This is a genomic window from Microbacterium galbinum, assembly GCF_023101185.1.
Lineage (GTDB): Bacteria > Actinomycetota > Actinomycetes > Actinomycetales > Microbacteriaceae > Microbacterium > Microbacterium galbinum.
In genome coordinates this window covers 65,948-89,287 of record NZ_CP078077.1, presented here as the reverse complement: position 1 = coordinate 89,287, position 23,340 = coordinate 65,948, and the positions used below count along the sequence as shown (strand labels likewise).

Sequence of the window (23,340 nt, the reverse complement as noted above, 5' to 3'; positions counted from 1 at the left end):
GCCGCCGGTATCGGCGCGCGGAGAGAACCGCGTCGATGGAGATCGGGACGACGGATGCCGAGAACGACGCTGACGCGACCGCAGACTCCGATGCTCCGGACGTCGCGACCTCCGCGACCGCATTGCTCTCGGACGTCGCGCATGCCGACCGATTCACGTTTCAGGATCTGGTCACCGAGGCCACGGCCGATATCGGATCGCGCCCCGCACGACTGGTCATGACGATCCTCGGCACGGTGCTCGGCATCGCCTCTCTCGTCGCCACGCTCGGATTCGCCCAGACGGCCGCCGCGCAGGTCGCACGCCAGTTCGACGGCGTCGCGTCGCGGCAGGTCGTGGTGGCCCCGCTCGAAGCGGAGACGGGGCAGGAGAACACGACGGTCGCGGCCGGGCGACTGCCCTGGGACTCGCCGGAGCGCGTGAAGCTGCTCGCCGGCGTCGAGAGCGCGGCCCTCACCGCCCAACTGGAGTTGCCCGAGGGAGAGACGATCACCGCGGTCCCGGTGAACGACCCCTCGGCCCCCGCCGTGGCCCCGCCGAAGCTCTTCGCCACCACGCAGGACCTTCCCGACGCCGTCGACGGACGCATGGTCACCGGTCGGTTCTTCGACGACGGGCACGACGCGCGCGGAGATCGGGTCGCCGTGCTCGGCCGCACCGCCGCGGAGCGCATGGGTATCAATCGCGTCGACTCGCAGCCCTCGATCTTCATCGCGGGCGTGCCGTACTCGGTGATCGGGATCATCGACGGAATGGATCGTCGAGGGGAGTTCCTCGACGGCGTGATCGTTCCGCAGGGCGCCGCGCGCGCCGACTTCGGCCTCGAAGCACCCTCGGAACTCACGATCCACATCGCCCTCGGTGCGGGGCCGCAGGTCGCGAAGCAATCGGTGCTCGCGCTCGAGCCCGACGCGCCCGACACGCTCAAGGCGCGAGCCCCTGCGGCCGCATCCGAACTCAGCCAGAACGTGCAGGCCGATGTGAACATCGTGTTCCTCATCCTCGGCGTGATCGCGTTGCTCGCCGGCGGACTCGGCATCGCGAACGTCACTCTGCTGTCGGTCATGGAGAGGGTGGGAGAGATCGGCCTCCGCCGCGCACTGGGGGCCACCCGTCGCCAGATCGGGCGGCAGTTCATGGTGGAGTCCATCGTCATCGGATTCGTCGGAGGACTGATCGGCTCGGCGCTCGGGGTGATCGGCGTCATCGTCGTCGCGATGGTGCAGGGCTGGGCTCCCGTGACCGACCCCGTGATCGCCGGCGCCGGCGCTCTTCTCGGGGCTCTCGTCGGGTGGGCGTCGGGGTGGTATCCGGCGCGCCGGGCTGCGCGCATCGAACCGGTCGCCGCACTGCGGGGCGCCTGATCCGTCCGTTCCGCGCGCCCGCCATGTCATCCTTTCGGCGGACGCGCGGAACGGATCCGAATCTCTAGTGTGGGATATTCCGGTACTCGCCGGATGCACAAAGGAGTCCCCACATGCGTTCCACCGTTCCTCTCGCCGCGCTCGCGGCGACCGCCATGGTGCTCGTCCTCTCGGGCTGCGGAGGCGCGTCCTCCGACGAGCTGTCCTACGAGGACTCGCCCCTGAACGAGTACCTCGCCGCGGCCTGGGGCAGCGACCTCTCGCCCGAGGAGCAGCAGAAGAAATTCGACGAGCAGCAGGTCAAGGTCGAGGAACTGATCTCGGAGTGCATGTCGGAGGAGGGATTCGAGTACGTCCCGAACACCAGCAGCGGCGGCGTGATGACCAGCGACGGCGGCGAGTGGGAGCCGGACAAGCGGGAATGGGTCGAGAAGTACGGCTACGGCTACGTCAACAGCCCGTTCGCCGAGCAGCAGGACGAGGGCCCCACCGACCAGGAGTACGTCGATCCGAACGCGGACTACGTCTCGTCGCTCTCGGAGTCCGAGCAGACGGCGTTCTACGAGGTGCTGTACGGCCCGCCGCAGGAGGAGTCCGAGATGTCGGAGGACGGCAGCTACGAGTACAACTGGGAGACGGCCGGATGCCAGGGCTGGGCGCAGCACGAGCTCGAGGGCGATGACCCGTGGCAGGCCGAGGAGTTCGCCGAGCTGCGCGCCAACATGGAAGAGCTGTGGACGACGTCGCAGGACGCACCCGAGCTCGCCGATCTGAACGCGGAGTGGGCCTCCTGCATGGCCGACAAGGGCGAGCCCGGATTCGAGAAGCAGATGGATGCCGGTCAGTCGATCATCGACGACCAGAACGCGCTGTACGACGCGGCCTACGGTGACGGCTCCGAGCAGGTCGACCTCGATTCGCCCGATTTCGTCGACCCGAGCGAGAGCCCGGAGATGAAGGAACTGGGTGAGCGGGAGATCGCCCTCGCCCTCGTCGATCTCGAGTGCCGCGAGAAGACGTCGTTCACGAAGAAGTCGATGGAGATCCAGTTCGCACTGGAGGAGAAGTTCATCGCCGCCAACAAGGCCGACCTCGACGCCTTCAAGGCCGCCGCCGAGCAGAGCAAGTGATGCGCGACGACGAGACCCCGACGACCCAGATCCCCGCAGAGGGAATTGACGCCGGGGCAGGGGAGAACTCTGCCACGGCGGAGACGACGACGTTCACCGACCTGATCGACGGCCCCGACGGTGCGAGCGCGGATTCCGCGGACGGCACCGCCGACGACGCCGCGGGAACGACGGACACTTCGCGGGTGAGCGGGTGGGGCCGCGTGCTCCGCGGCAACCGCACCCTCTGGATCGTGGCGCTCGGCGCGGTGGTCTGCCTGGTGGCCGGGCTGCTGGTCGGGCGTTTCCTGCTCTCGCCCGATGCGTCGAGTGCGGATGCGCCCGAGCCCGGTCTCGTGACCGCTCCGGTGGAGTTCGGTCCGTTGAGCAACGACGTCACCCTGCGGGCGGACGTTGGATACGCGGATGCCGTCGACGTCAAGATCGATACCTCGACGCTCACCGGCGGCGCCGTCGTCACCGGGAAGACGCCGGAGGTGGGTGCCACGCTCGAACCGCTCTCGGTCGCGCTCGAGATCGTCGGACGCCCGGTGATCGTCCTGCCCGGAGAACTTCCCGCGTATCGCACCCTGCGTTTCGGCGTCTCGGGTCCGGACGTGCTGCAGCTGAAGCAGGCGCTCGCGAGTGTCGGCATCGGCGCCGGCGACGTGAATTCCAACATGTTCGACCAGGCCACCGCCGAGGGGATCGCGCAGCTCTACGCGCAGGCCGGGTACCCGGTGCCGGAGTCCGAGGAGGGGACCGCCGATGGCGTGCGGTCCGCCGAAGAAGCCGTCCGTTCCGCGCAGTCCGGAGTCGCCGACGCCGAGAAGGCGCTGACCGCCGCGGGAGCGGGCCCGACCCCGGTCGAAGCCTTCCAGGCGGATGTCGCCGTGCAGACGGCCGTGGAGGCGCTCGACGCCGCGCGCGCCGCCGGCGAAGGAGTCCCTGCCGCGGAGCGCGCCCTGCACACGGCGAATCTCGAAAGGGATGCGATCTGGGCGCCGCGGGACACGAGCAGCGAAGCATCCGCCCTGGAGAGCGCGCGCGCCGCCGTGGCCTCGGCGAACGAGGCGCTCGAGGAGGCGCGTCAGAAGGCGCTTCCCTTCCTGCCTGCCAGCGAGGTGCTGTACCTCACCGAACTTCCCCGTCGTGTGGACGCGGTGAACGTGCAGCGCGGCTCGATCGTCGAGGGCGCAGCGATGACCGTGTCGGGCGCGACCGTTCGTCTCACCGGGGCTGCGGCCGAGGCCGATGCCCGCCTGCTCGAGTCGGGAGCCGAGGCGACGTTCGAGCTGCCGGACGGCACCGAGCACCGTGCGGTGATCGCGACGCTCAAGGAGGGCAAGGACAGCAATGCTCGGTGGTCGGTGATCCTCGAACCGGACCCGCTCACGCCCGAGCAGATCAGCCAGCTCCAGGGGAGCAACGTCCGGGTGAAGATCGCGGTCGGAGCGACGGACGGCGACGTGCTCTCGGTACCGCTCGCGGCACTCACCGCCGGCCCCGGGGGTGAGTCGCGCGTCGAAGTGGTCGAGTCCGATCCCCGAGAGGGCGAGGACGCCACGACGCGCCTCGTCGTCGTCGAGCCGGGTCTGGCGGCCAAGGGCGCCGTCGAGGTGACCCCGGTCGACGGTGAACTCGACGAGGGCGATCTCGTGGTGGTGGGCCGGTGACGGCCGCGCCGCCGCTGGTCGAGCTCCGCGACGTGACGCGTTCGTTCCCCGGGCCGCCCGAGGTCCAGGCGTTGAAAGCGGCCACGCTGAGCGTCGCGGCGGGGGACTACATCTCGATCGTCGGACCCAGCGGATCCGGCAAGTCGACCATGCTCAACCTGCTCGGGCTGCTCGACCGGCCCAGCGTCGGGGAGTATCGGCTGGCAGGATCCCTCACGGGAGACCTGTCGGACGACGAGCGTGCCGCGGTGCGCGCCCGATTCATCGGCTTCGTCTTCCAATCGTTCCATCTGCTTCCCCGACGCAGCGTGCTCGACAACGTGCTCATGCCCATGCTCTACAGCGGTGTGCCTCGGCGCGAACGCGAGGAGCGGGCACGCGAGGCGCTCTCCCGGGTGGGCCTCGGACACCGCATCGATTTCTTCCCGAACTCGCTGTCCGGCGGCGAGCGGCAGCGCGTCGCCGTTGCGCGCGCGGTCGTCAGCGGACCCCAGCTGCTTCTGGCTGATGAGCCGACGGGCAACCTCGACCAGCGCACCTCCGGCGAGGTCATGGAACTCTTCGAGGAGCTCAACGCGGACGGGCTCACTCTCATCGTCATCACGCATGACGATGCGGTCGCACGCCGCGCCGGGCGGAGCATCCGCATCTCCGACGGCCGATTGAGCGAGCTGTGATGCGCCTGCTCCGGCGTCGACGCAAGGATGCCGGGTCGACGAACGATCCGGCGGAGGGCACCACAGCCGAGAACTCCGCATCCGAGAGTGCAGCCCCCGAGAACGCGGCGCCCGAGAATGCGGCGACGGCGCTCCTGCCGTCGGTGAAGCATGCCGATCGGTTCACGTTCCAGGACCTGGTCGCCGAGGCGACGGCCGATATCGGATCGAGGCCCGCCCGCCTGGTGATGACGATCCTCGGAACCGTGCTCGGCATCGCCTCGCTGGTCGCGACACTCGGGTTCGCCCAGACGGCGGCGGCGCAGATCGCCGCGCAGTTCGACGGAGTCGCAGCGACCCAGGTCGTCGTCACGCCGGCGAAGGCGCAGTCCGGCCGGGAGAACACGACCGTCGCTGCCGGACGGCTGCCCTGGGACGCCCCGGAGCGCGTGAAACTCCTCGCCGGTGTCGACAGCGCGGCTCTCATCGCCGACGTCGAACTCGCCGACGGCGAGACGATCACGGCCGTGCCGGTGAACGACCCCTCGGCCCCGATCACCGCCTCGCCGAAGCTGTTCGCGACGACCCAGGACCTGCCGGATGCCGTCGACGGGGAACTCGTGACGGGACGCTTCTTCGACGACGGTCACGACGAGCGGGGTGATCGCGTGGCGGTCCTCGGCCAGCGCGCCGCGGAGCGGATGGGGATCAATCGCGTCGATTCCCAGCCGTCGATCTTCATCGCCGGCGTGTCGTATTCCGTCATCGGCATCATCGACGGGATGGAGAGGCGCTCCGAGTTCGTCGACGGGGTGATCATCCCGCAGGGAGCGGCACGCGCGGACTTCGGATTGGCCGCGCCGTCGGAACTGGCGATCCACATCGTCGTCGGTGCGGGGCCTCAGGTCGCCGAACAGTCGGTGCTCGCGCTCCAGCCCGACGACCCGGAATCACTGGACGCGCGCGCGCCGGCGGCATCCTCCGACCTCAGCCAGAACGTGCAGGCCGATGTGAACGTCGTCTTCCTCATCCTCGGGGTCATCGCGCTCCTCGCCGGTGGGCTCGGGATCGCGAACGTCACCCTGCTCTCGGTCATGGAGCGCATCGGTGAGATCGGTCTCCGTCGGGCGCTGGGCGCGACGCGTCGCCAGATCGGCGGGCAGTTCATGGTCGAGTCGATCGTGATCGGCTTCATCGGGGGGATCATCGGCTCCGCCCTCGGGGTCGTCGCGGTGATCGTGGTCGCGGCCGTGCAGGGGTGGTCGCCGGTCACCGACCCGCTGATCGCCGTCGCCGGGATCTTCCTGGGGGCGCTGGTGGGATGGGGATCGGGCTGGTATCCGGCACGGCGCGCCGCGCGCATCGAGCCGGTCGCCGCGTTGCGCGGCGTGTGAGGGAGAGGGCGACCGCTAGAATCGAGCAAGCACGAAGGAGCAGGAGAACCGGTGGCGGAGAAAGCGGCGAAGTCCAGGGCGACGGCCAAGAAGGTCGACGAGACACCCATGGGACCCACCGGACGGCCCTATCACGGGTTCGACACACCCGAACCGTTGAGCTCCCACGGTCCCGCGAGGATCATCGCGCTGTGCAACCAGAAGGGTGGCGTCGGTAAGACGACGACGACCATCAACCTGGCCGCAGCCTTCGCCGAGTACGGGCGCAAGGTGCTCGCGGTCGACTTCGACCCGCAGGGCGCCCTCTCTGCAGGCCTGGGCATCCAGACGCACGACGTGCCGACGATCTACGACCTGCTGCTCGACACCAAGCGCGACGCGAACGACGCGATCGTCCACTCCAGCGTCGAGAACCTCGACGTCCTGCCCGCGAACATCGATCTGTCCGCCGCCGAGGTGCACCTCGTGAACGAGGTCGCCCGCGAGACGATCCTCGCCCGGGTGCTCCGCCAGGTCGCGGGGGAGTACGACGTCATCCTCATCGACTGCCAGCCGTCGCTCGGCCTGCTGACGGTGAATGCCCTCACCGCGGCGCATGGCGTGATCATCCCGCTCGAGTGCGAGTTCTTCGCGCTGCGCGGTGTCGCGCTCCTGATCGAGACGATCGACAAGGTGCGCGATCGGCTCAACCCCTCGATCACGATGGACGGCCTGCTCGCGACGATGTACGACCCGCGCACGCTGCACTCGCGCGAGGTGCTCGAACGCGTCGTCGAGGCGTTCGGCGACGACGTGCTCGAGACCGTGATCGGTCGCACCGTGAAGTTCCCCGATGCATCGGTGTCGGGTGTCCCCATCACCGAGTTCGCGCCGGAGCACGCCGCCGCACAGGCGTATCTGCGACTGGCGCGGGAGCTGGTCGCCCGTGGCGCCGTCGCCTGATTCCGAGTACGACGCCACCCTCGCGCCCGACGGCACCGCCCCTGCGCCGGAAGGCGCTTCACTCGCGCCCGAAACCGACGCCGCTCTCATCGAGCAGCCGTCGGCATCGGATCCCGGATTCCGCGTCTCGCTGTCGAACTTCGATGGACCGTTCGACCTGCTTCTGAACCTCATCTCCAAGCACGAGATGGACATCACCGAGGTCTCGCTGAGCGCGGTGACGAACGAGTTCATCGCCTACCTGCGCGACCTCGACGGCGATGAGGAACTCGACCAGGCCTCCGAGTTCCTCGTGGTCGCGGCGACGCTCCTCGACATGAAGGTGGCGGGGCTGCTGCCGCAGGGCGAACTGGTGGATGCCGAGGCCGTGGCGTTGCTCGAGGCACGCGACCTGCTCTTCGCACGTCTGCTGCAGTACCGCGCGTTCAAGGAGGTGTCGGCCTGGTTCTCGCGCTGCCTCCAGCGGGAGGACCGTCGGCACGTGCGCGCGGTGCGGCTCGACGAGAAGCACCGTCGCAAGACGCCCGAGCTCGTGTGGTCGCTCACCGCCGACGACTTCGCCGCGCTCGCGCTCCTCGCGTTCGCGCCGAAGGAGATCCCGCACGTCGGCCTCGATCATCTGCATGCGCCGCTGGTGAGCATCCGCGAGCAGGCGGCGATCGTCGTGACGCTCCTCCGCGGCACCGAGTCGCTGAGCTTCCGCGAGCTCGTGGCGGGCGTCAGCGAACCCGGCATCGTGGTCGCCCGGTTCATCTCGGTGCTCGAGCTGTATCGGCACGCGGCACTCTCCTTCGAACAACTGGAACCGCTCGGCGAGCTGACGCTGCGCTGGGCCGCCGACTCCTGGTCGGACGAGACACTCGCGAGCCTGGGGGCCGACTATGACCGATGACGTGACCGCCGCCGAGACCGCGAGCGGCACCGAGACCGAGCAGACGCCGTCGACGCCCCTGTCGGAGCGCATCGAGGCGATCCTGCTCATCATCGACGAGCCGATCGGACTCGTGGCCCTCGCCGCCGCGGTCGGGTCGCCCGTGCCGGCCGTTCGGCAGTCGCTCGAGACACTGGTCGACGACTACGACGGCCGCGGACAGGGGCCCCGCCGCGGCTTCGAGTTGCGCGAGGTCGGTGGGGGCTGGCGCCTCTACGTGCGCGAGGACCATGACGATCTGATCGCCGAGTTCGTCGGCGGGCAGGCGCCGGCGCGACTGTCGCAGGCCGCGCTCGAGACCCTCGCCGTGATCGCCTACAAGCAGCCCGTCACTCGCAGCCAGGTCGCATCGATCCGCGCAGTGAACGTCGACTCCGTCGTGCGCACCCTGCTCGCTCGTGGCCTGATCACCGAACTGTTCGCCGATTCAGAGACCGGCGCCATCAACTACGGCACGACCGAGGCGCTGCTCCAGCATCTCGGAATCAACTCGCTCGACGAGTTGCCCCCCATCTCTCCGCTGCTCGACGACGGTGCCGATGGGTTCGACGAAGGGACCATCCGATGACCGATTCCGAAGCGCCGCAGGGCGTCCGCCTGCAGAAGGTGCTGGCCGCGGCCGGTGTGGCCTCCCGTCGTGTCGTCGAGGAGTACATCGTCGCGGGTCGCATCCGCGTGAACGGCGAGGTCGTGAGCGAGCTCGGACGCCGCATCGACCCCGAGACAGATCTGGTCGACGTCGACGGCACGGCGATCCAGCTCGACGTCTCGAAGCGCTACGTCATGCTCAACAAGCCCACCGGCGTCGTCAGCAGCATGCGCGACGAGAGCGGTCGTCCCGACCTGCGCAGGTTCACCGACCAGTACGAGGAGCGCCTCTACAACGTCGGTCGCCTGGACGCGGAGACCAGCGGTCTGCTGATCCTCACGAACGACGGGGAGCTCGCGCACGTGCTCGCCCACCCGTCGTTCGGTGTCACCAAGGTGTACATCGCCAAGGTCGAGGGGGCCGTCACGGCGCAGACCATCGCGAAGCTGACCGCCGGGTTCGACCTCGAGGACGGCTACATCCGCGCCGACAAGGCCCGACTCCTCGACACCTCGCGCGGATCGAGTCTCGTCGAGCTCACGCTGCACTCCGGTCGTAACCGCATCGTGCGTCGCATGATGGCCGCGGTGGGCCACCCGGTCACCGAACTGGTGCGTCGTCAGTTCGGGCCGCTCCACCTGGGAACGCTCCCGGCAGGAAAGTCGCGCGAACTGGGTAAAATCGAACTCGGCGCGCTGCTCACTCTGTCGCGCCGTGATTCCGGTGTCGCCTCGGCGCCAGGCGAGCAACAGGAGAACGAGTGACCGACACGTCCAGTGCGTCCAGCGTGCGATCGACGTCCGTCGACGCTGCTCGTCGTCCGGGATCCGAACGATCGGCGGTCGCCCCGCGACTGTCGGGGACCGTTCGTGTCGTGGGCGCCGGGCTCCTCGGCGCGAGCGTCGGACATGCGCTCCGCGCGAAGGGCATCGATGTCGTCCTGACGGACTCGTCGCCCGCGCAGCTGCGCCTCGCCGTCGACTACGGCGCCGGCCGCCTCGCCGCAGAAGACGATCGTCCCCGCCTCATCGTGGTCGCCGTGCCGCCGGACGTGACGGCCGACGTCGTCCAGGCCGAGCTCGCGCAGTACCCGGATGCCGTCGTCACCGACGTCGCGAGCGTGAAGCTCGAGCCGTTCCGCGAGCTGCAGGAACGCGGTGTCGATCTCGCTCGCTACATCGGTTCGCATCCGCTCGCCGGGCGCGAGCGCGGGGGAGCGATCTCCGCGCGCGCCGACCTGTTCATCGGGCGCCCCTGGGTCGTGTGCCGTGACGGTGACACCGCCGCCGCCGACCTCGCTCTCGTGGAGGCGCTCGCCCTCGACGTCGGCGCCATGCCGTTGGAGATGACGCCCGAGGAGCACGATCGGTCGGTCGCTCTCACCTCGCACGTTCCGCAGGTCGTCGCGAGCCTGCTCGCCGGGCGCCTGGCCGAGGCCGACGAGGGCTCCCTTCGGCTGTCGGGCCAGGGCGTGCGCGACACGACGCGCATCGCGGCATCCGCTCCGGAGCTGTGGGTGCAGATCCTCGGAGCGAACGCCGGGCCCGTCGTCGAGATCCTCGATTCTCTGGCCGCCGACCTGCGTGAGGTGTCGGACGCGCTGCGCGACCCGGGCGCCGCGGGTGCCCGTCGTGTCGTCGCGGAGACGATCCGTCACGGCAACGACGGCGTCGACCGGCTTCCTGGCAAGCACGGCCAGAACCGGCGTTTCGAATCGCTCGTCGTGATGATCGATGACACCCCCGGTCAGCTCGGCCGTCTGTTCGGTGAGCTCGGAGAGCTCGGCGTGAACGTCGAGGACCTGCGTCTCGAGCACTCGCCGGGCGCGCAGTTCGGCCTCGCCGAGATCAGCGTCGAACCGGCCTCGCTGCACGGCGCGATCTCGGGGCTTCAGGAACGTGGATGGCGGATTGCGGGAAACACCAATGACTGACACCTCTCTCGACCGGTCCGCCGCCGACACCTCGGCTGTGGACTTCATCGCGATCGACGGTCCCGCAGGTTCCGGAAAGTCGAGCGTGTCGAAGGCGGTCGCGCGGCGCCTCGGCTTCGGGTACCTCGACACCGGATCCGCGTACCGGGCGCTCGCGTGGCACGTGCTCGACCGGGGCGCTGACACGGCGGATGCCGACGCGGTGCTCGCCGCGGCATCCGACTTCCCCGTGCGTCTCGGGCTCGACCCCGACGACCGCACCGTGCGCGTCGGCGACGTCGACATCACCGATGAGATCCGCGAACCGCGGGTGTCGGGTGCCGTGAGCGGTGTCGCCCGCGTGCCCGCCGTGCGGGCCCAGGTCAACGATCTCTTCCGCTCCCTCGTCGCCGAGGCGCCGTATCCGGCCGTCGTCGTCGAGGGCCGCGACATCACGACGGTCGTCGCCCCCGACGCCCCCGTCCGCATCCTGCTGACCGCGGCCCCCGAAGTGCGGGCCGCACGCCGAGCCGGTGAACTCTCCGGCGAGAACGCGGATGCCGTCGCCGCTGCCCTGCACAAGCGCGACGCCTCCGACAGCGCCGTCGTCGACTTCCTTAACGCCGCGGACGGCGTCGAGATCGTCGACTCGACGGAGCTCGATTTCCCCCAGACCATCGATGCCGTCCTCACGGTGATCGAACGACTCCGAGGAGCACACCGTGGCTGACGAAGAATACGAAGGCGGCCCTGACCGTCTCGCCGAGAAGATGGAGGAGCTCGACGAGCACCTCGCCGAGCAGCGCGCCGAGACGCTGCGTGCCGGCCTCGCCGACTACGAGCTCGACGACGAGGATGCCGCGCTCCTCGCCGGTGTCGAGCTCGGCGAGGACGGGATCCAGTTCCTGCCCGCCCTGCCCGTCGTCGCGATCGTCGGGCGCCCGAACGTCGGCAAGTCGCAGCTCGTGAACCGCATCCTCGGCCGCCGCGAGGCCGTCGTCGAGGACACCCCCGGCGTCACCCGCGACCGCGTCACCTACAAGGCGGAGTGGGCGGACCGCCGCTTCACCCTCGTCGACACCGGTGGGTGGGAGCCGGATGCCCGCGGCATCGATCGCTCCGTCGCCGCGCAGGCCGAGGTCGCGATCGATCTGTCCGACGTCGTGCTGTTCGTCGTCGACGCGATGGTCGGTGCCACGTCGACCGATGAGCACGTCGTGAAGCTGCTGCGCAAGAGCGGCAAGCCGGTCTTCCTCGTCGCCAACAAGATCGACGACGCGCGCCAGGAGCCCGAGGCCGCAGCCCTCTGGAACCTCGGTCTCGGCGAGCCGCACCCGGTCTCGGCCATCCATGGACGTGGCGTCGCGGATCTGCTCGACGAGGTGCTCAAGAAGCTGCCCGAGGTCTCCGCGGTCGCGAAGGCCGAGATCGGCGGACCGCGTCGCGTCGCGATCCTCGGCCGCCCGAACGTCGGCAAGTCGTCGCTGCTCAACAAGGCCGCGGGTGAAGAGCGCGTCGTGGTCAACGACCTCGCCGGCACCACCCGCGACCCGGTCGACGAGATCGTCGAGCTGGGCGGAAAGCTGTGGACGCTGGTCGACACCGCCGGCATCCGTCGTCGTGTGCACATGGCGCAGGGCGCCGACTTCTACGCGTCGCTGCGTACTTCGGCCGCTCTCGAGAAGGCCGAGGTCGCCGTGGTCGTGCTCGACGTCTCGGAGACGATCAGCGAGCAGGACGTGCGCATCATCGATCTCGTGCTCGAGTCGGGCCGCGCGCTCGTACTGGCGTTCAACAAGTGGGACCGTCTCAATGACGACGACCTCGAGAACGCCGATCGTCGTCGTTACCTCGAGCGCGAGATCGAGCAGGACCTCGCGCACGTCGCCTGGGCGCCGCGCGTGAACATCTCGGCGAAGACCGGCCGTCACCTCGACAAGCTCGTGCCCGCGCTCGAGACGTCGCTGGAGAACTGGGATCGCCGAATCCCCACCGGTAAGTTCAACGCCTTCCTCGCCGAGCTCGTGGCCGAGCACCCGCACCCGCTGCGCGGTGGCAAGCAGCCGCGCATCCTCTTCGGGACGCAGGCGTCGACGCGTCCGCCGACGTTCGTGCTGTTCACGACGGGATTCCTCGACCCGGGCTACCGCCGCTTCATCCAGCGTCGTCTGCGCGAGCTGTACTCGTTCGAGGGAACGCCGATCGTCATCAACATGCGTGTGCGAGAGAAGCGCCAGCGCTGATCCTCGTACTCGTGACAGCGGGCGCATCCTCTCCTGGGTGCGCCCGCTTTCGCATGTCAGGGGCTTCTGCAGCAGCTCCATCGGGTGAGCGCTGTTTTCTCTCTGTGACCGATTCGATGCCCGGACGCGGCGGCTGTGACAGGGTGGAGGGGTGACGATCGTTCCCCCCGCTTTCGATGAGCCGCGCCGCCCGGAGGGGCCGCGCGACCCCGGGGATGCCTGGGTCGTTGCCGACTCGGGGGAGCGGTACTGGGGGCGTTTCGGCGCTGCCGGGCTGTTGGCCGTGGATGCCGAACGCGGGGTGCTGCTGCAGCACCGCGTCGCCTGGAGCCATTTCGGCGGCACCTGGGGCCTGCCGGGCGGCGCGCTGCACGAGGGCGAGAGCTCGATCGTCGGCGCGTTGCGCGAGGCACGGGAAGAAGCGGGAGTGCCCGATGGCGCCGTCCGCCCGCGATTCACCAGCGTGCTCGATCTCGAGATCTGGTCGTACACGACCGTCGTCGCCGATGTGCAGACACCCTTCGAGCCTGTGATCAGCGACCCGGAGAGCGTCGCGCTCGAGTGGGTGGCCATCGACGACGTGGAGTCCCGGCCGCTGCATCCCGGCTTCGCCCGCGCCTGGCCGGAGCTGCGCCGCCTTCTCGAAGAGCGCGTGGCCCTCGTCGTCGATGCGGCCAACGTGGTCGGGTCGGTTCCCGACGGTTGGTGGAAGGATCGTGCCGGCGCCGCCGAGCGACTTGCCGGGCGGCTGGACGGCGTCGCAATCGCAGCGCCCGAGCTGGGCATCGGCGGAACCGAGTGGTTCCCGGAGGTGTCGCTCGTGGTCGAGGGCCAGGCGCGGGCGCTCGACGCGCATCCGCACGGAGTCTCGATCGTGCGCGCGGATGCCGCCGGTGACGACGCCATCGTCGCCGAGGTCGAGAAGCGCGTCGGTTCCGGAGCGAACGTCTTCGGGGTCACGAGCGACCGCGAGCTCGCCGACCGCATCCGGCGGACCGAGCCGGCGCAGGTGCGCTCGGCGGGATGGCTGCTCGAGCGGCTCTGAACGAGTCCGCCGCTGCGGTGTTCCCGGAGCGGACGTCAGCGGAGGAAATCGTCCGATCCGCGCTCGGACCGCGCGTGCAGGCGATCGATCTCCCGGCGTTCGCGTTTGGTGGGGCGTCCGGCCCCGCGGTCGCGGAGGCCGAGCGCCGCCTGGGGCTCGCGCTCGGGGGTTCGGTCGTCGTAGGCGACGGCGGCGAGGGGTGCTCCGACGCGCTTGACGAGGAGTTGCCGCACGAAGAGGATGCGGTCGAATCCGGCGATGCGGATGCGCACTTCATCGCCGATCTTGAGAGCCTGCGCCGCCTTGACCTTGTCGCCGTTGACGCGCACATGCCCCGCGCGGCATGCCGTGGTCGCAGCGGAGCGGGTCTTGTAGACGCGTACCGCCCAGAGCCAGCTGTCGACACGTGCGGTGGTGCTCATGGAGTGCTCCTGAGGGTGAGAGCGGCGATCGCGCCGGCGATGAGAAGGCCCTGGCCGAGCGTGTAGGTCAGCATCACGACGGGGCTGCCCCAGGGGGAGACGACCTCGGGGAGGAAGAGGTGGAAGGCGAGGATCGTGTCGCTCGCGAGGAAGAATGCGCCGCCGATCGCAATGATCGAGGTGCTGCGTGCCGAACTGGCCGCTGTCCCCGCGAGGACGAGCCCGTAGATCGCCAGGGCGAGGAGGAGCCCATCGGTGTGCGGTCCGAGGATCACCAGCATCGCGATCCACCAGAGGGCGTAGACCAGCGTCCACCACGGCATCCTTCTCCGGGTCAGGAAACCGACGAAGAGGGCGATGTAGGCCAGGTGAGCAAGACCGAAGAAGCCGAGCATCAGCGGCAGTTCGGGAAGCGCGGGAAAGAAGGCGCCCGCGCTGTCGCCCAGCCACGAGAAGACGAGCGCCGCGGCCAGGAGGCACGTGGCCTGCGGGGATCCGATCCGCCGCGCGAAGACGACCACCGGGACGGCCAGCAGCGGCATCAGCAGGATCTTCGTCGGTCCCGCCGCCGGGCTGTCGATGGCCAGAAGGATGACGTGCACGACCGAGACGATGGCGTAGGGCGTGAAGGCCCAGACCAGCGCGGGGGAGAGGACGCGTCGGTGCATCCCCCCATCGTAGAGTCGCGGCGGGTCGATGGTCGGGTCAGGACTCGACGGGTCAGGACTCGACGGGTCAGGACTCGACGGTGACGTGCGTGATGGTGTCGTCATCGCCGAGATGGGCGGCAGGCCAGTAGCCCTCGGGGAAGTGCGTGCCGCAGGTGTCGGTGAGGTGGAGCACGATCGTGCCGTCGGCCGACGCCTCGATCGCTTCGAGCGCCAGGTCGGATGCCGCTTCGTCGAGTTCGAACGGTTCGGGGTCGCCCTGGCTGAAGGCCGTGACCACCGCATCGGATGCGCGGCGCTGAATCGAGTCGAGGTCGGCGACGACGGCGCGGAGGCGGGGGAGTCGTGCGCGGGATTCCTCGGCCGACGTCCCCTCGAGCATGAGCTCGATTGAGGAGTCGTCGCGGACGAGCGAACCGCCGTACCAGTCGTGCGTGAGCACCGTGCCGTCGGTGAGTTCGGTCGTCGCGCGGGTGAAGGTGCCGAGCTCGGCGTCGTCGATGATCGGATGCTCGTCGCTCATGGCTCCACGCTATCGGTCGACGCAGGTACGTCGGGGTTCATTTCGAGAGGTCGAGTGTCACGAGTGAACGCCCGGTCTTCAGCTCGCCGCGCGGGCGGAACCCCTCGGCGAGGAAGGTCGTGAGCATGCCGTGGAACAGCTCGTTCGCCTGCTGCTTCGTGCCGCCGGTGTCGACCGGGTACCCCTCGATCAGGCGGGCGCCCGCCGTACGGGCATAGTCGACGGCCGCGCGCAGCAGGGCGCCGTTGAGGCCCTGTCCCCGGTGCTCGCGTCGCACGACGAAGCAGGTCACGGCCCAGACCGAGTCGTCGTCGAACGGCTCTTCGGTGGCGGCGGCGATCGCGCGGGTGTGCTCCAGGCGGCGCTGCACCGTTCGCGGGCCGATGCGGATCCATCCGGCGGCCTCGCCGTCGACGTAGGCGATCAGTCCCGGTGGCGGCCCCGCGTCGATCTCTTCGCGGAGCATCGTCGTGCGCTCGGGCGTCGTCGTCTCGTTCCAGTCCTTGTTTCGCAGCATCGGCCAGATGCACTGACAGCTGGCGCCGTCACCGCCTCCGGTCAGCGCGTGCTGCACGTCGTCCCACCGGGTGCTCGTGGCCAGCTCGGTCGTGATCGTGGTCATGGGCGGCACGCTACGCCGGGCATCCGACACTCGCAACGCCTGTGGTTCGCGGAGGCCCCGGCGTCAGGCTAAGATGGATGAGTTGCCTGCGCGAGAGTGCAGAACAACGGGCTGTGGCGCAGCTTGGTAGCGCACTTGACTGGGGGTCAAGGGGTCGCAGGTTCAAATCCTGTCAGCCCGACCAATAAGCCCCGGAGAACCGCGGAAAAACGCGGAACTCCGGGGCTTTTTTCATGCCCGCCGGACGACTGGTGACAGCCCGTCTCACATGCGTCTCACATGGGAAACCGCGAGGCGGCTAGACGGCGCGGAGCTGGCCAAGGCCGAGAGCCGCGGCGCGGCGACGCTCGACAGCCCCGATCACCTCGTCGACGCGGTTCGGCCAGAGGTGCGAGTAGGTGTTCAGGGTCTCGGTAGCGTCCTTGTGTCCGAGCATGAGCTGCACAAGCTTCACGTCCGCGCCGGCGGCGATCGCGTTCGTCGCCGCCACGTGGCGCAGGTCGTGCACGGAGTAGCCGATGGCGGCCTGCACCGCTCGACGCGCCTTGAGCCAGACGCGGTTGTACCAGTTCTTGCCGTCGACCGCCGCTCCGCGAACGGTGACGAAGACGAAGTCTTCGGGGTCGCGACCGGCGACGATCTCCCGAAGTCCGTCGACGACGAAGTCGGCGAGAGGGAGCCAGCGCTTCTCCCAGGTCTTCACGGGGCCGAGTTTCCGGAGGCCGGCGCGATCGGTCGTCCACGTCCGGTGAATGCGTGCGCGCTTGTGCTCGAGATCGAGATCTTTGATCTTGAGGGCTGTCGCTTCTCCGATGCGCGGGCCGCTGTGGGCGAGTATGTCGAAGAGCACGCCGTCGCTCGCGCGCCCTGAGATGGAGGCTACGGCCGCCGAGAGGACATCGAGCTGCATGTACGACAGCGACGGCAGGTCGTTCTCGATATCGCCCTCGTCCCGTGGGAACTCGACTTTGGCGAGCGGGTTGCGTCCGATCCACTGCTCGGCGACGGCGTAGCGCAGCGCGCCGCCGAACGTTGACCCGACCACGTGGCGGAGGTACGCAGCGCTCATCGCGACAGGCTTCCGGCCGACGTCGGTGAGATGGTTGTTCTTGTCGAACTCGAAGACGGCTGTCCCGGTTCGCAGTTGCGAGATCCATTCGTCGATCTGCGGTCGAGTGATGCTACCGACGGCGCGCGTTCCCCAGCGGGGAAGAACGTAGTTGTCGAGCTCGCGGCGATAGCGGCGCCAGCTCGAGTCTTTGATCCGGTTCTTCGATGAGAGCCACGCCTCGGCGGCAGCGGCGAAGGTACGCTCGCGCGCGGAGGGGTCGATGTATCGGTCGGAGCGTATGTCGTCCTCGATGCCCGCGATGAAGGACTCAGCATCCGTGCGTCGCGCGAACAGGCGCTTCTTCTGGACGCCGTCGGGGTCATACCAGCCGGCCTCCCAGCGCGAGCCCTTTCCGAACTTTGCAGTGCGGAAGTGCTCGGGGAGCGTCTTGAGCGACTTCATCTGCGCGCTCGTGGGGCTGATCTTCGTGGCGGTGCCGTCGGGCATCGTGACCGTCGCGTCCTTCACCCAGCGATCCGAGATCCAGGCCTTCGCCACTATCCGACCTCGATGCGGTGTGCGAACTGTCCGGCGCCCATGCGCGGATCGACGTACACGGCATCGTCCGTCCGGAGTAGCAGGCTTCGGAAGACGACCACGAGCTCGTCGGGTACGTTGAGCGCGATCGCCATCGATGTCACGTGTCCACCGTGGTGCTGCTCGGCCTCCGCGTATGCCGTCGGCGTGATGAGTGTCTGCGCCGCCCATGCGTTCGCGGCGGCTTCCTGGCGCTTGCGCATGAGACCGAAATCGGTCGGGCGGTGCCCGAGAACGTGATGCGCGATCTCGTGGCACATGACGCCGCGGAGAACGCGCCCACGCATTCCAGGAGTCAAATCGATGTGGTTCGCGTCGGGAGCGTAGCCGCTTCGATGCGCGCCTCGCCGCTCCCGGACGGTCAGCCCCATGTCAGCAGCTAGATTCCAGATATCCATGCGTAACCCCCTCGATCGGGCATGGTGGTGCTTCTCGAACAGCGGGGCGCAGCCTGCGGGCGTCCCGTCACGCGTGGTCGTAATCCGCGTCGTTGCCTTCGGGGAACTCGTTGATCGAGTCGTTAGCGACCAGGTCGTAATCCTGTCTGGTGCGTGCGACATTCTCGGCACGCTCAACGAGTTCCGATGCTGTGAGGCCGACTGCGGAGCCGATCATGCCGATCTCGCCTAGCGTCGCGGGCGGCGACTCCTGTCGAAGGATGATGCCGATCCGATTGATGGACATTCCCGTGACTGCGGCGAGCTTGCGGTACGTGATACCTGCGTCCTGGACCGCCTCGTGAAGGTATCCGGCAATGAGGGCATCCATAGGGAGCAGGTTCTTGGCCACGCCCCGAGTGTACCCATTTCGGTTCACTTGTTGCAAGCAACTTGACTTTGAACCGAGTTCGGTTCACAGTGGACGGCATGGAGATGAACCGAATTGGGTTCACCGGTCTTGATGCCGGTGTTGCCGCCGAGGTGCGGTCAGAGATCGCCCGGAGCCGGACGGCTTCGGTGAAGGGGATCGCCGAGAACCTCGGCATCCGTCGCGCGACACTGTCGTCTCGCGTCAACGGGCACGCGCCGTTCACCCCGTCGCTTCTCGCAGCGGTAGCCGCGGAGCTCGGCACGTCCGCGTCGAGCATCATTGCCCGGGCCGAGCGCGCGATTGAGTCCGCTGAGGCGGTGGCGTCGTGAGCACGATCGCTTTTCCGGTCGCGACGGCCGATGCCCCGCTAGAGGCGCCAGAAGGCTTCGAGCAGATGCCGATGATCATGTCGCCGAAGGCTCTGGCCGAGATCCTCGAGGTGAGCACGAAGACGCTAGAGCGTTGGCGCGATGCTCGGTCGCGGGGCGACGAAGTCGGCCCGGTCTGGCACAAGCTCCCGGGCTCGAGCCTGATTCGCTACTCGCGCGCAGACGTCATCGAGTGGTTCGCCGCATGCCGTGAATCGGAGGCGGCATCGTGAAGTTCTATATTCGCCGTTCAACCGCAGGCGACTACCTGACGATCGTTCTCGTCAGTGTCACGAACGGGATTGGAGCCGTTCAGCTTGGCGGGATGCTCGGCGGTTCAATCGCTCTAGCTTCCGCGGCGATCGTGGCAGCGAGGCTCGCAGGGATGCACCGGGAGCGGCAATCATTCGCCGTGATCGTCGCATTGCTCGGCGTTTCCACCACGAGAGCATCGTCTGTACGCGGTGCTCTTCCTCCATCGCTGTTCCGGCGCGAACAGGGAACCACGTCTGCTCGGTCGAGTGACCGTTCGGATGGTGCCAGATGAAAAGCACCCAGGCGTCGTCGGTCGCGTCCTCGATGACAAGCGACATCATCTCGCCACTGTCCAGGTGCCCGGTGGCAGGGGTCACAGACCCGACCTCACAGTTGAAGCCTTTCGCCACCACGCCCCGGGCAGGGGAGGAACCGACGTTTCGCGCGTACAACATCTCGCGCCCGAGTGCTTGCCGCGCGGGCTGCGCCTGTAACTCCACGGTGGGTCGCGTTCGCCAGGACCAGGCGAGCTGCACGCCGACCCCGATTGCGGCGAGCACGGAGGCGACTACGCCGATCACTGTGAACCAGTCCATGCCCATCACTCTAGGAGGCGCCCGATGAGCGCGCTCGAGGTCTTCCAGTACGCCGACCGTCAGATCCGCACAGTCTCGGTCGGCGGCGAAGTGTGGTTCGTGCTCGCCGACGTCTGCGGCGTGCTTGGGATCTTGAACGCGGGCAACGTCGCCGCTCGTCTCGATGAGGCTGATATCCGTCAGACGGACATCAGCTCCGGCGGCCAGCGACGCACTGTCTCGATCGTCTCCGAGTCCGGCATGTACGAGGTCGTCATCCGGTCTGACAAGCCCGAGGCGAAGCAGTTCCGCTGGTGGGTCACGCACGAGGTGATCCCCGCGATCCGCCGCACCGGCACATATTCGGTCGAGACGCCCGAGCAGCTCATGGCGCGCGCGGTGCTGCAGGCGCAGGAGATCATCGCGACCCGCGACCAGCAGATCGCCGAACTCGAGCCCCGCGCTGAGGCGTGGGACGAGATCGCGGACGCTGGCACCGACTACGCGGTGCGCGACGTCGCCCCGATGCTGAACCGCGCCGGAATCGAGACCGGACCGCAGCGCCTGTTCGACAAGCTCGCCGAACTCGGCTGGATCTACCGCGGCGAGAAGCACCGCTGGACCCCGTACGCGCGGGCGGTCGACGCCGGACTCCTCACGGTCCGCGCGATGCCGCCGCGTCGCGACCGCGACACCGGCGACCTCGTCCCGTCCGCCCCTCAGGTGCGCGTCACCCCGAAGGGCATCGAACGCCTCCGCATCCGGCTCGGCGCCGGCGTGCTCACCCACTGACCCCAGACACGAAAGCGGGGCGCCCGTTGCACCGGACGCCCCACCAAAAACGAAAGGCAAGCACATGCCTCAGACACAGGATACCGACGAGACGCCCGCTTCGGTGAGCGGCTTCGATCCCATCACCGCGGACATGCACGTCAGCGGCCTCGTCCGCACCGACTCTGTCGTTCCTGCGCGCCGCGGCATCTGGCCGCTCGCCCCGTGGCGCTGGGTGCTCCTCGCCGTCGCGATCTTCCTCGCGGCCACATGCGGCCCGCCCGCCGCCGACCCCGCGGTGAACGCCGCGGATCTCCTCGTCTTCATCAGCCTCGGCGTCTTCGTCGCCGCATTCACCCCCGGGAGGGACTGACCATGACCCCGCAGATCACCGAGGCGCGCATCGTCGTCGCCGACGACGCACCCCGCACCGTGTGGATGCTCGAGCGCGGCGAGGGCGTCACCGCGTCGGACGCCTGGCGGATCGCGCGCGCCGGCATCAAGGCCCGCCGCACGATCGTCGAGCAGAAGATGAACGGCTCGACCTTCCGCGGCAACAAGGCCACGAAGGCAGGCCAGGCGCGCGAGGCCGCACTGCTCGACGAGGCCGCCGAGCGCCTCGCCAGCCTCACCCCGAACGGCGCCCTCTGGGCGTCCGTCGAGAACGACCTGCACCGCGCGACGCCCGACGCGATCGGCATCGATACGGACGGCGCGCTCGTCGTCGTCGAGGTGAAGTCGCACGAGAACGGCTGGAAGTCCGACGAGATCCCCGTCGAGCACCTTGCGCAGATGCAGTGGCAGATCCACGTGCTCGGCGCGGAGTATGCGCTCTACGGCTTCGAGGTCCGCGACGAGGACGACATGCCGCCGATCGACGGCGCGACCTGGATCACGGTCCCGCGCGACGACGAGATGATCGCGTGGCTCATCGACCGCGCCGACAACTTCATCGCCTGGCGCGACGCCGGATGCCCCGACTTCGACGAGCTCCCCGAGGCCGTCAACGACGCGGTCGCCGGATGGGCTCCGCTGAAGCGAGCGCTCGACAAGGCCGCCGCAGCCGAGAAGGTCGCGAACGCGAAGGTCAAGGCCGCGACCGCGAAGCTGCCAGGCGCGGACCGCTTCGGCTCCGTCGGCATGACCGAGCACGGCGGATTCCAGGTCAGCGTGTCCGAATCCATCGCGATCGACGAGGCCGCATGGAGGGCCGCGGCACCCGAGGTGCACGCGCACGTCGAGGCGCTGCGCGTCGAGCTCGCAACCCTCGAGGCGTCCGCGCTCAAGTACTTCCGCCGCGTCACGCGCAAGTCGCCGACGCTGCGATTCCAGGAGGTCGAGAGTGTCTGAGCAGCCCGAAGCAACCACGTTCGTCGAGGTCAAGACGATCGCCGAGGTCGAACGCATCGTCCACGGCTCCGGCCTCTGGGACGGCACTGGCGAGGTCGAGTTCTCCGACGACGGCAAGCACTGGTCCGCCGCCTGGACTCCGGACACCGACGGCGCGCACCCGCAGTTCGCGCGCGTCTCGGTCTACCGCAAGGAGGTGCGCATCCCGACGACGGTGACGATCCGTTGGGTCGAGCAGTTCCCGCAGGCGTCAGAGGAGTGGTCGGGCAAGTGGCTCCGCTCGCCGATGCGGCACTTCGGCCGCACGGCCCGCATGGTCGGCTACCGGCAGACCTTCCGCGAGATCCTCGGCAACATCGTCATCGAGGACGAAGCAGACGACCGCGCGCACGGCATGACCGACCCAGCCGCCGCGCCGCCGCCCGCTCCCGAGCGGGACTGGGAGGCGGCGTTCCTCGGCACGAAGACGATCGAGGAGATCGACGCCCTCGAGACCGAGGCCCGCGCTGCCCGGATCTTCACCCCGAACGCCGCCGGGACCGCCCTGCACCGCGCCGCCCGCAACCAGCGCAAAGCCCTCGTCGAGGCCGCCTGGGCTCTCGACCACGCCAGCGCACCGGAGCCCGCGCCCGCGTCCGAGCGCGAGAAGCCGGTCGAGCGGCCCGCGCCGCGCGACTACCTCCCGCCGCAGAACCGTGCCGACCGCCGCGCCGCACGCCGCAAGAAGGGACGCCGCTGATGTTCACCAACCCCAATACCGGCGAGGTGATGACCGCAGAGGGCGCGACGTTCGCGATCAAGGCCGGCGCGCAGCTCCTCGACTACCACCCCACGAACCCGACCGAGATGGAGTACTTCATCCGCGAGACGGTCGGCCTGATGGAGAAGCTGCCCGACGTGCTGCTCGAGATCAACAGCCGCCGCTACGACGCCGAGCGCGCCTACATCGCCAAGAAGCAGACCCAGCTCGCGCACTACGGCCGCAACAACGTGCCCGCGACCTTCGCCCGTGCGATGGCCGACGTCGATGCGCAGCCCGAACTCGAGGCGTGGCACAACGTCAAGGCCGAGTACCACTACGCCGAGGGCACGGAGCGCGCGCTGCGCACGAAGGTCAACTCGATGCTGAACATCAACCGCGCCATCGCTGCGCAGTTCGGAGCGCACCGATGATGGCTCTAGAGCTCGCGACCCTCGTTGTCGACGAACGGCCCCTCGCCAGCGTCCCCACCGTAGATGCTGAAGTCGACCTCTTCGGAATCCTGCTGGGGAGTCTCGAGAGCTTTGCCGACCTGTTGCCGCAGGATGCGGAGCGCTCGAAGGATCTTGGCGAGGTTCTGGTCTCGCGGAACCGGTCCCTGGGAGGTGTTCAGCACTCCGATGCTGGACTCCACGTCGTCGATGAGTCGGTCGACTTCTTGGAGTGCATGCTCAGGGCCGAAGTCTTGGATGATCTCTGCTGCCATG

At 68.8% G+C, this 23,340-nt stretch carries 29 protein-coding genes and 1 tRNA gene; 21 read left to right on the top strand and 9 right to left on the bottom strand.

The window, feature by feature from the left end:
- Positions 1–35 precede the first annotated feature (35 nt).
- The 13 genes from KV396_RS00545 to KV396_RS00485 all read left to right on the top strand — a co-directional run bounded on the left by KV396_RS00545 (position 36) and on the right by KV396_RS00485 (position 13,861).
- Positions 36–1,364, top strand: coding sequence for an ABC transporter permease (locus KV396_RS00545; protein ID WP_247956505.1), 1,329 nt, complete (start codon positions 36–38; stop codon positions 1,362–1,364).
- A gap of 113 nt (positions 1,365–1,477) precedes the next feature.
- Positions 1,478–2,494, top strand: a complete 1,017-nt coding sequence (locus KV396_RS00540; protein ID WP_247631913.1) for a hypothetical protein — start codon at positions 1,478–1,480, stop codon at positions 2,492–2,494.
- On the top strand, positions 2,494–4,149 hold the full coding sequence (locus KV396_RS00535; RefSeq protein ID WP_247956504.1) for an efflux RND transporter periplasmic adaptor subunit: 1,656 nt from the start codon (positions 2,494–2,496) through the stop codon (positions 4,147–4,149). Before KV396_RS00540 ends, KV396_RS00535 begins: the two co-directional genes overlap by 1 nt.
- Positions 4,146–4,826 carry an ABC transporter ATP-binding protein gene (locus KV396_RS00530; protein WP_247622039.1) on the top strand — a complete coding sequence of 227 codons (681 nt, stop codon included), beginning with the start codon at positions 4,146–4,148 and terminating at the stop codon, positions 4,824–4,826. The genes KV396_RS00535 and KV396_RS00530 overlap by 4 nt, the downstream gene beginning before the upstream one ends.
- Entirely contained in the window at positions 4,823–6,199 is a 1,377-nt protein-coding gene (locus tag KV396_RS00525; protein ID WP_407665551.1) for an ABC transporter permease, read from the top strand. Before KV396_RS00530 ends, KV396_RS00525 begins: the two co-directional genes overlap by 4 nt.
- 108 nt (positions 6,200–6,307) lie before the next feature.
- Positions 6,308–7,141, top strand: a complete 834-nt coding sequence (locus KV396_RS00520; protein ID WP_247957615.1) for a ParA family protein — start codon at positions 6,308–6,310, stop codon at positions 7,139–7,141.
- Positions 7,125–8,033 carry a segregation and condensation protein A gene (locus tag KV396_RS00515; protein ID WP_404596154.1) on the top strand — a complete coding sequence of 303 codons (909 nt, stop codon included), beginning with the start codon at positions 7,125–7,127 and terminating at the stop codon, positions 8,031–8,033. The genes KV396_RS00520 and KV396_RS00515 overlap by 17 nt, the downstream gene beginning before the upstream one ends.
- The gene (gene scpB / locus KV396_RS00510) at positions 8,023–8,640 is read left to right on the top strand and encodes an SMC-Scp complex subunit ScpB (protein WP_247956502.1); all 618 of its coding nucleotides are present in this window, start codon (positions 8,023–8,025) and stop codon (positions 8,638–8,640) included. Before KV396_RS00515 ends, scpB begins: the two co-directional genes overlap by 11 nt.
- Complete coding sequence (locus tag KV396_RS00505; protein WP_247956501.1) at positions 8,637–9,425, top strand: pseudouridine synthase; 789 nt, start codon at positions 8,637–8,639, stop codon at positions 9,423–9,425. Before scpB ends, KV396_RS00505 begins: the two co-directional genes overlap by 4 nt.
- Positions 9,426–9,448: 23 nt before the next feature.
- Positions 9,449–10,594, top strand: a complete 1,146-nt coding sequence (locus tag KV396_RS00500) for a prephenate dehydrogenase (protein ID WP_372491576.1) — start codon at positions 9,449–9,451, stop codon at positions 10,592–10,594.
- Positions 10,587–11,303, top strand: coding sequence for a (d)CMP kinase (gene cmk / locus KV396_RS00495; protein ID WP_247956500.1), 717 nt, complete (start codon positions 10,587–10,589; stop codon positions 11,301–11,303). The genes KV396_RS00500 and cmk overlap by 8 nt, the downstream gene beginning before the upstream one ends.
- Positions 11,304–11,343: 40 nt before the next feature.
- Positions 11,344–12,816, top strand: coding sequence for a ribosome biogenesis GTPase Der (gene der / locus KV396_RS00490; protein ID WP_247624674.1), 1,473 nt, complete (start codon positions 11,344–11,346; stop codon positions 12,814–12,816).
- A gap of 151 nt (positions 12,817–12,967) precedes the next feature.
- Positions 12,968–13,861, top strand: coding sequence for an NUDIX domain-containing protein (locus KV396_RS00485; protein ID WP_247631918.1), 894 nt, complete (start codon positions 12,968–12,970; stop codon positions 13,859–13,861).
- Positions 13,862–13,896: 35 nt separating this feature from the next.
- Here the strand turns inward: KV396_RS00485 and KV396_RS00480 are convergent, their stop codons facing one another.
- The 4 genes from KV396_RS00480 to KV396_RS00465 all read right to left on the bottom strand — a co-directional run bounded on the left by KV396_RS00480 (position 13,897) and on the right by KV396_RS00465 (position 16,096).
- Positions 13,897–14,283, bottom strand: a complete 387-nt coding sequence (locus KV396_RS00480) for an RNA-binding S4 domain-containing protein (protein WP_247622045.1) — start codon at positions 14,281–14,283, stop codon at positions 13,897–13,899.
- On the bottom strand, positions 14,280–14,951 hold the full coding sequence (locus KV396_RS00475; RefSeq protein WP_247956499.1) for a lysoplasmalogenase: 672 nt from the start codon (positions 14,949–14,951) through the stop codon (positions 14,280–14,282). The genes KV396_RS00480 and KV396_RS00475 overlap by 4 nt, the downstream gene beginning before the upstream one ends.
- Before the next feature lie 67 nt (positions 14,952–15,018).
- Positions 15,019–15,474, bottom strand: a complete 456-nt coding sequence (locus KV396_RS00470) for a hypothetical protein (protein ID WP_247956498.1) — start codon at positions 15,472–15,474, stop codon at positions 15,019–15,021.
- A 37-nt stretch (positions 15,475–15,511) separates the two neighbouring features.
- Positions 15,512–16,096: a GNAT family N-acetyltransferase gene (locus KV396_RS00465; protein WP_247956497.1), complete on the bottom strand. Its 585-nt coding sequence runs from the start codon at positions 16,094–16,096 to the stop codon at positions 15,512–15,514.
- 107 nt (positions 16,097–16,203) lie between these two features.
- On the opposite strand from KV396_RS00465, the gene KV396_RS00460 reads away from it, so the two are divergent.
- Positions 16,204–16,280 (top strand) — tRNA-Pro (locus KV396_RS00460).
- Between the two features lie 114 nt (positions 16,281–16,394).
- On the opposite strand, the gene KV396_RS00455 is transcribed toward KV396_RS00460, so the two are convergent.
- The 3 genes from KV396_RS00455 to KV396_RS00445 all read right to left on the bottom strand — a co-directional run bounded on the left by KV396_RS00455 (position 16,395) and on the right by KV396_RS00445 (position 18,533).
- A complete protein-coding gene (locus tag KV396_RS00455; protein WP_247956496.1) occupies positions 16,395–17,675 on the bottom strand; it encodes a tyrosine-type recombinase/integrase in 1,281 nt (426 codons plus the stop codon).
- Between the two features lie 29 nt (positions 17,676–17,704).
- Positions 17,705–18,031, bottom strand: a complete 327-nt coding sequence (locus tag KV396_RS00450) for an ImmA/IrrE family metallo-endopeptidase (RefSeq protein WP_247956495.1) — start codon at positions 18,029–18,031, stop codon at positions 17,705–17,707.
- A gap of 178 nt (positions 18,032–18,209) precedes the next feature.
- Positions 18,210–18,533, bottom strand: coding sequence for a hypothetical protein (locus KV396_RS00445; RefSeq protein WP_247956494.1), 324 nt, complete (start codon positions 18,531–18,533; stop codon positions 18,210–18,212).
- A 68-nt stretch (positions 18,534–18,601) separates the two neighbouring features.
- Between KV396_RS00445 and KV396_RS00440 the strand changes: the two genes are divergently transcribed.
- A complete protein-coding gene (locus KV396_RS00440) occupies positions 18,602–18,883 on the top strand; it encodes a hypothetical protein (protein ID WP_247956493.1) in 282 nt (93 codons plus the stop codon).
- Positions 18,880–19,155: a helix-turn-helix domain-containing protein gene (locus KV396_RS00435; protein ID WP_247956492.1), complete on the top strand. Its 276-nt coding sequence runs from the start codon at positions 18,880–18,882 to the stop codon at positions 19,153–19,155. Before KV396_RS00440 ends, KV396_RS00435 begins: the two co-directional genes overlap by 4 nt.
- A 57-nt stretch (positions 19,156–19,212) precedes the next feature.
- On the opposite strand, the gene KV396_RS00430 is transcribed toward KV396_RS00435, so the two are convergent.
- Positions 19,213–19,773, bottom strand: a complete 561-nt coding sequence (locus KV396_RS00430) for a hypothetical protein (RefSeq protein ID WP_247956491.1) — start codon at positions 19,771–19,773, stop codon at positions 19,213–19,215.
- 24 nt (positions 19,774–19,797) lie between these two features.
- On the opposite strand from KV396_RS00430, the gene KV396_RS00425 reads away from it, so the two are divergent.
- From KV396_RS00425 to KV396_RS00405, 5 genes are all read left to right on the top strand, one after another.
- The gene (locus KV396_RS00425; protein ID WP_247956490.1) at positions 19,798–20,544 is read left to right on the top strand and encodes a phage antirepressor KilAC domain-containing protein; all 747 of its coding nucleotides are present in this window, start codon (positions 19,798–19,800) and stop codon (positions 20,542–20,544) included.
- 64 nt (positions 20,545–20,608) lie between these two features.
- Positions 20,609–20,896 (top strand): hypothetical protein, encoded by a 288-nt coding sequence (locus tag KV396_RS00420; RefSeq protein ID WP_247956489.1) that lies wholly within the window; start codon positions 20,609–20,611, stop codon positions 20,894–20,896.
- A 2-nt stretch (positions 20,897–20,898) separates the two neighbouring features.
- On the top strand, positions 20,899–21,873 hold the full coding sequence (locus KV396_RS00415) for a PDDEXK family nuclease (protein WP_247956488.1): 975 nt from the start codon (positions 20,899–20,901) through the stop codon (positions 21,871–21,873).
- Positions 21,866–22,612 carry a hypothetical protein gene (locus KV396_RS00410; RefSeq protein WP_247956487.1) on the top strand — a complete coding sequence of 249 codons (747 nt, stop codon included), beginning with the start codon at positions 21,866–21,868 and terminating at the stop codon, positions 22,610–22,612. Before KV396_RS00415 ends, KV396_RS00410 begins: the two co-directional genes overlap by 8 nt.
- Complete coding sequence (locus KV396_RS00405) at positions 22,612–23,046, top strand: MUN domain-containing protein (RefSeq protein ID WP_247956486.1); 435 nt, start codon at positions 22,612–22,614, stop codon at positions 23,044–23,046. Before KV396_RS00410 ends, KV396_RS00405 begins: the two co-directional genes overlap by 1 nt.
- A 5-nt stretch (positions 23,047–23,051) precedes the next feature.
- On the opposite strand, the gene KV396_RS00400 is transcribed toward KV396_RS00405, so the two are convergent.
- Positions 23,052–23,339 carry a hypothetical protein gene (locus tag KV396_RS00400; protein ID WP_247956485.1) on the bottom strand — a complete coding sequence of 96 codons (288 nt, stop codon included), beginning with the start codon at positions 23,337–23,339 and terminating at the stop codon, positions 23,052–23,054.
- Position 23,340 lies beyond the last annotated feature (1 nt).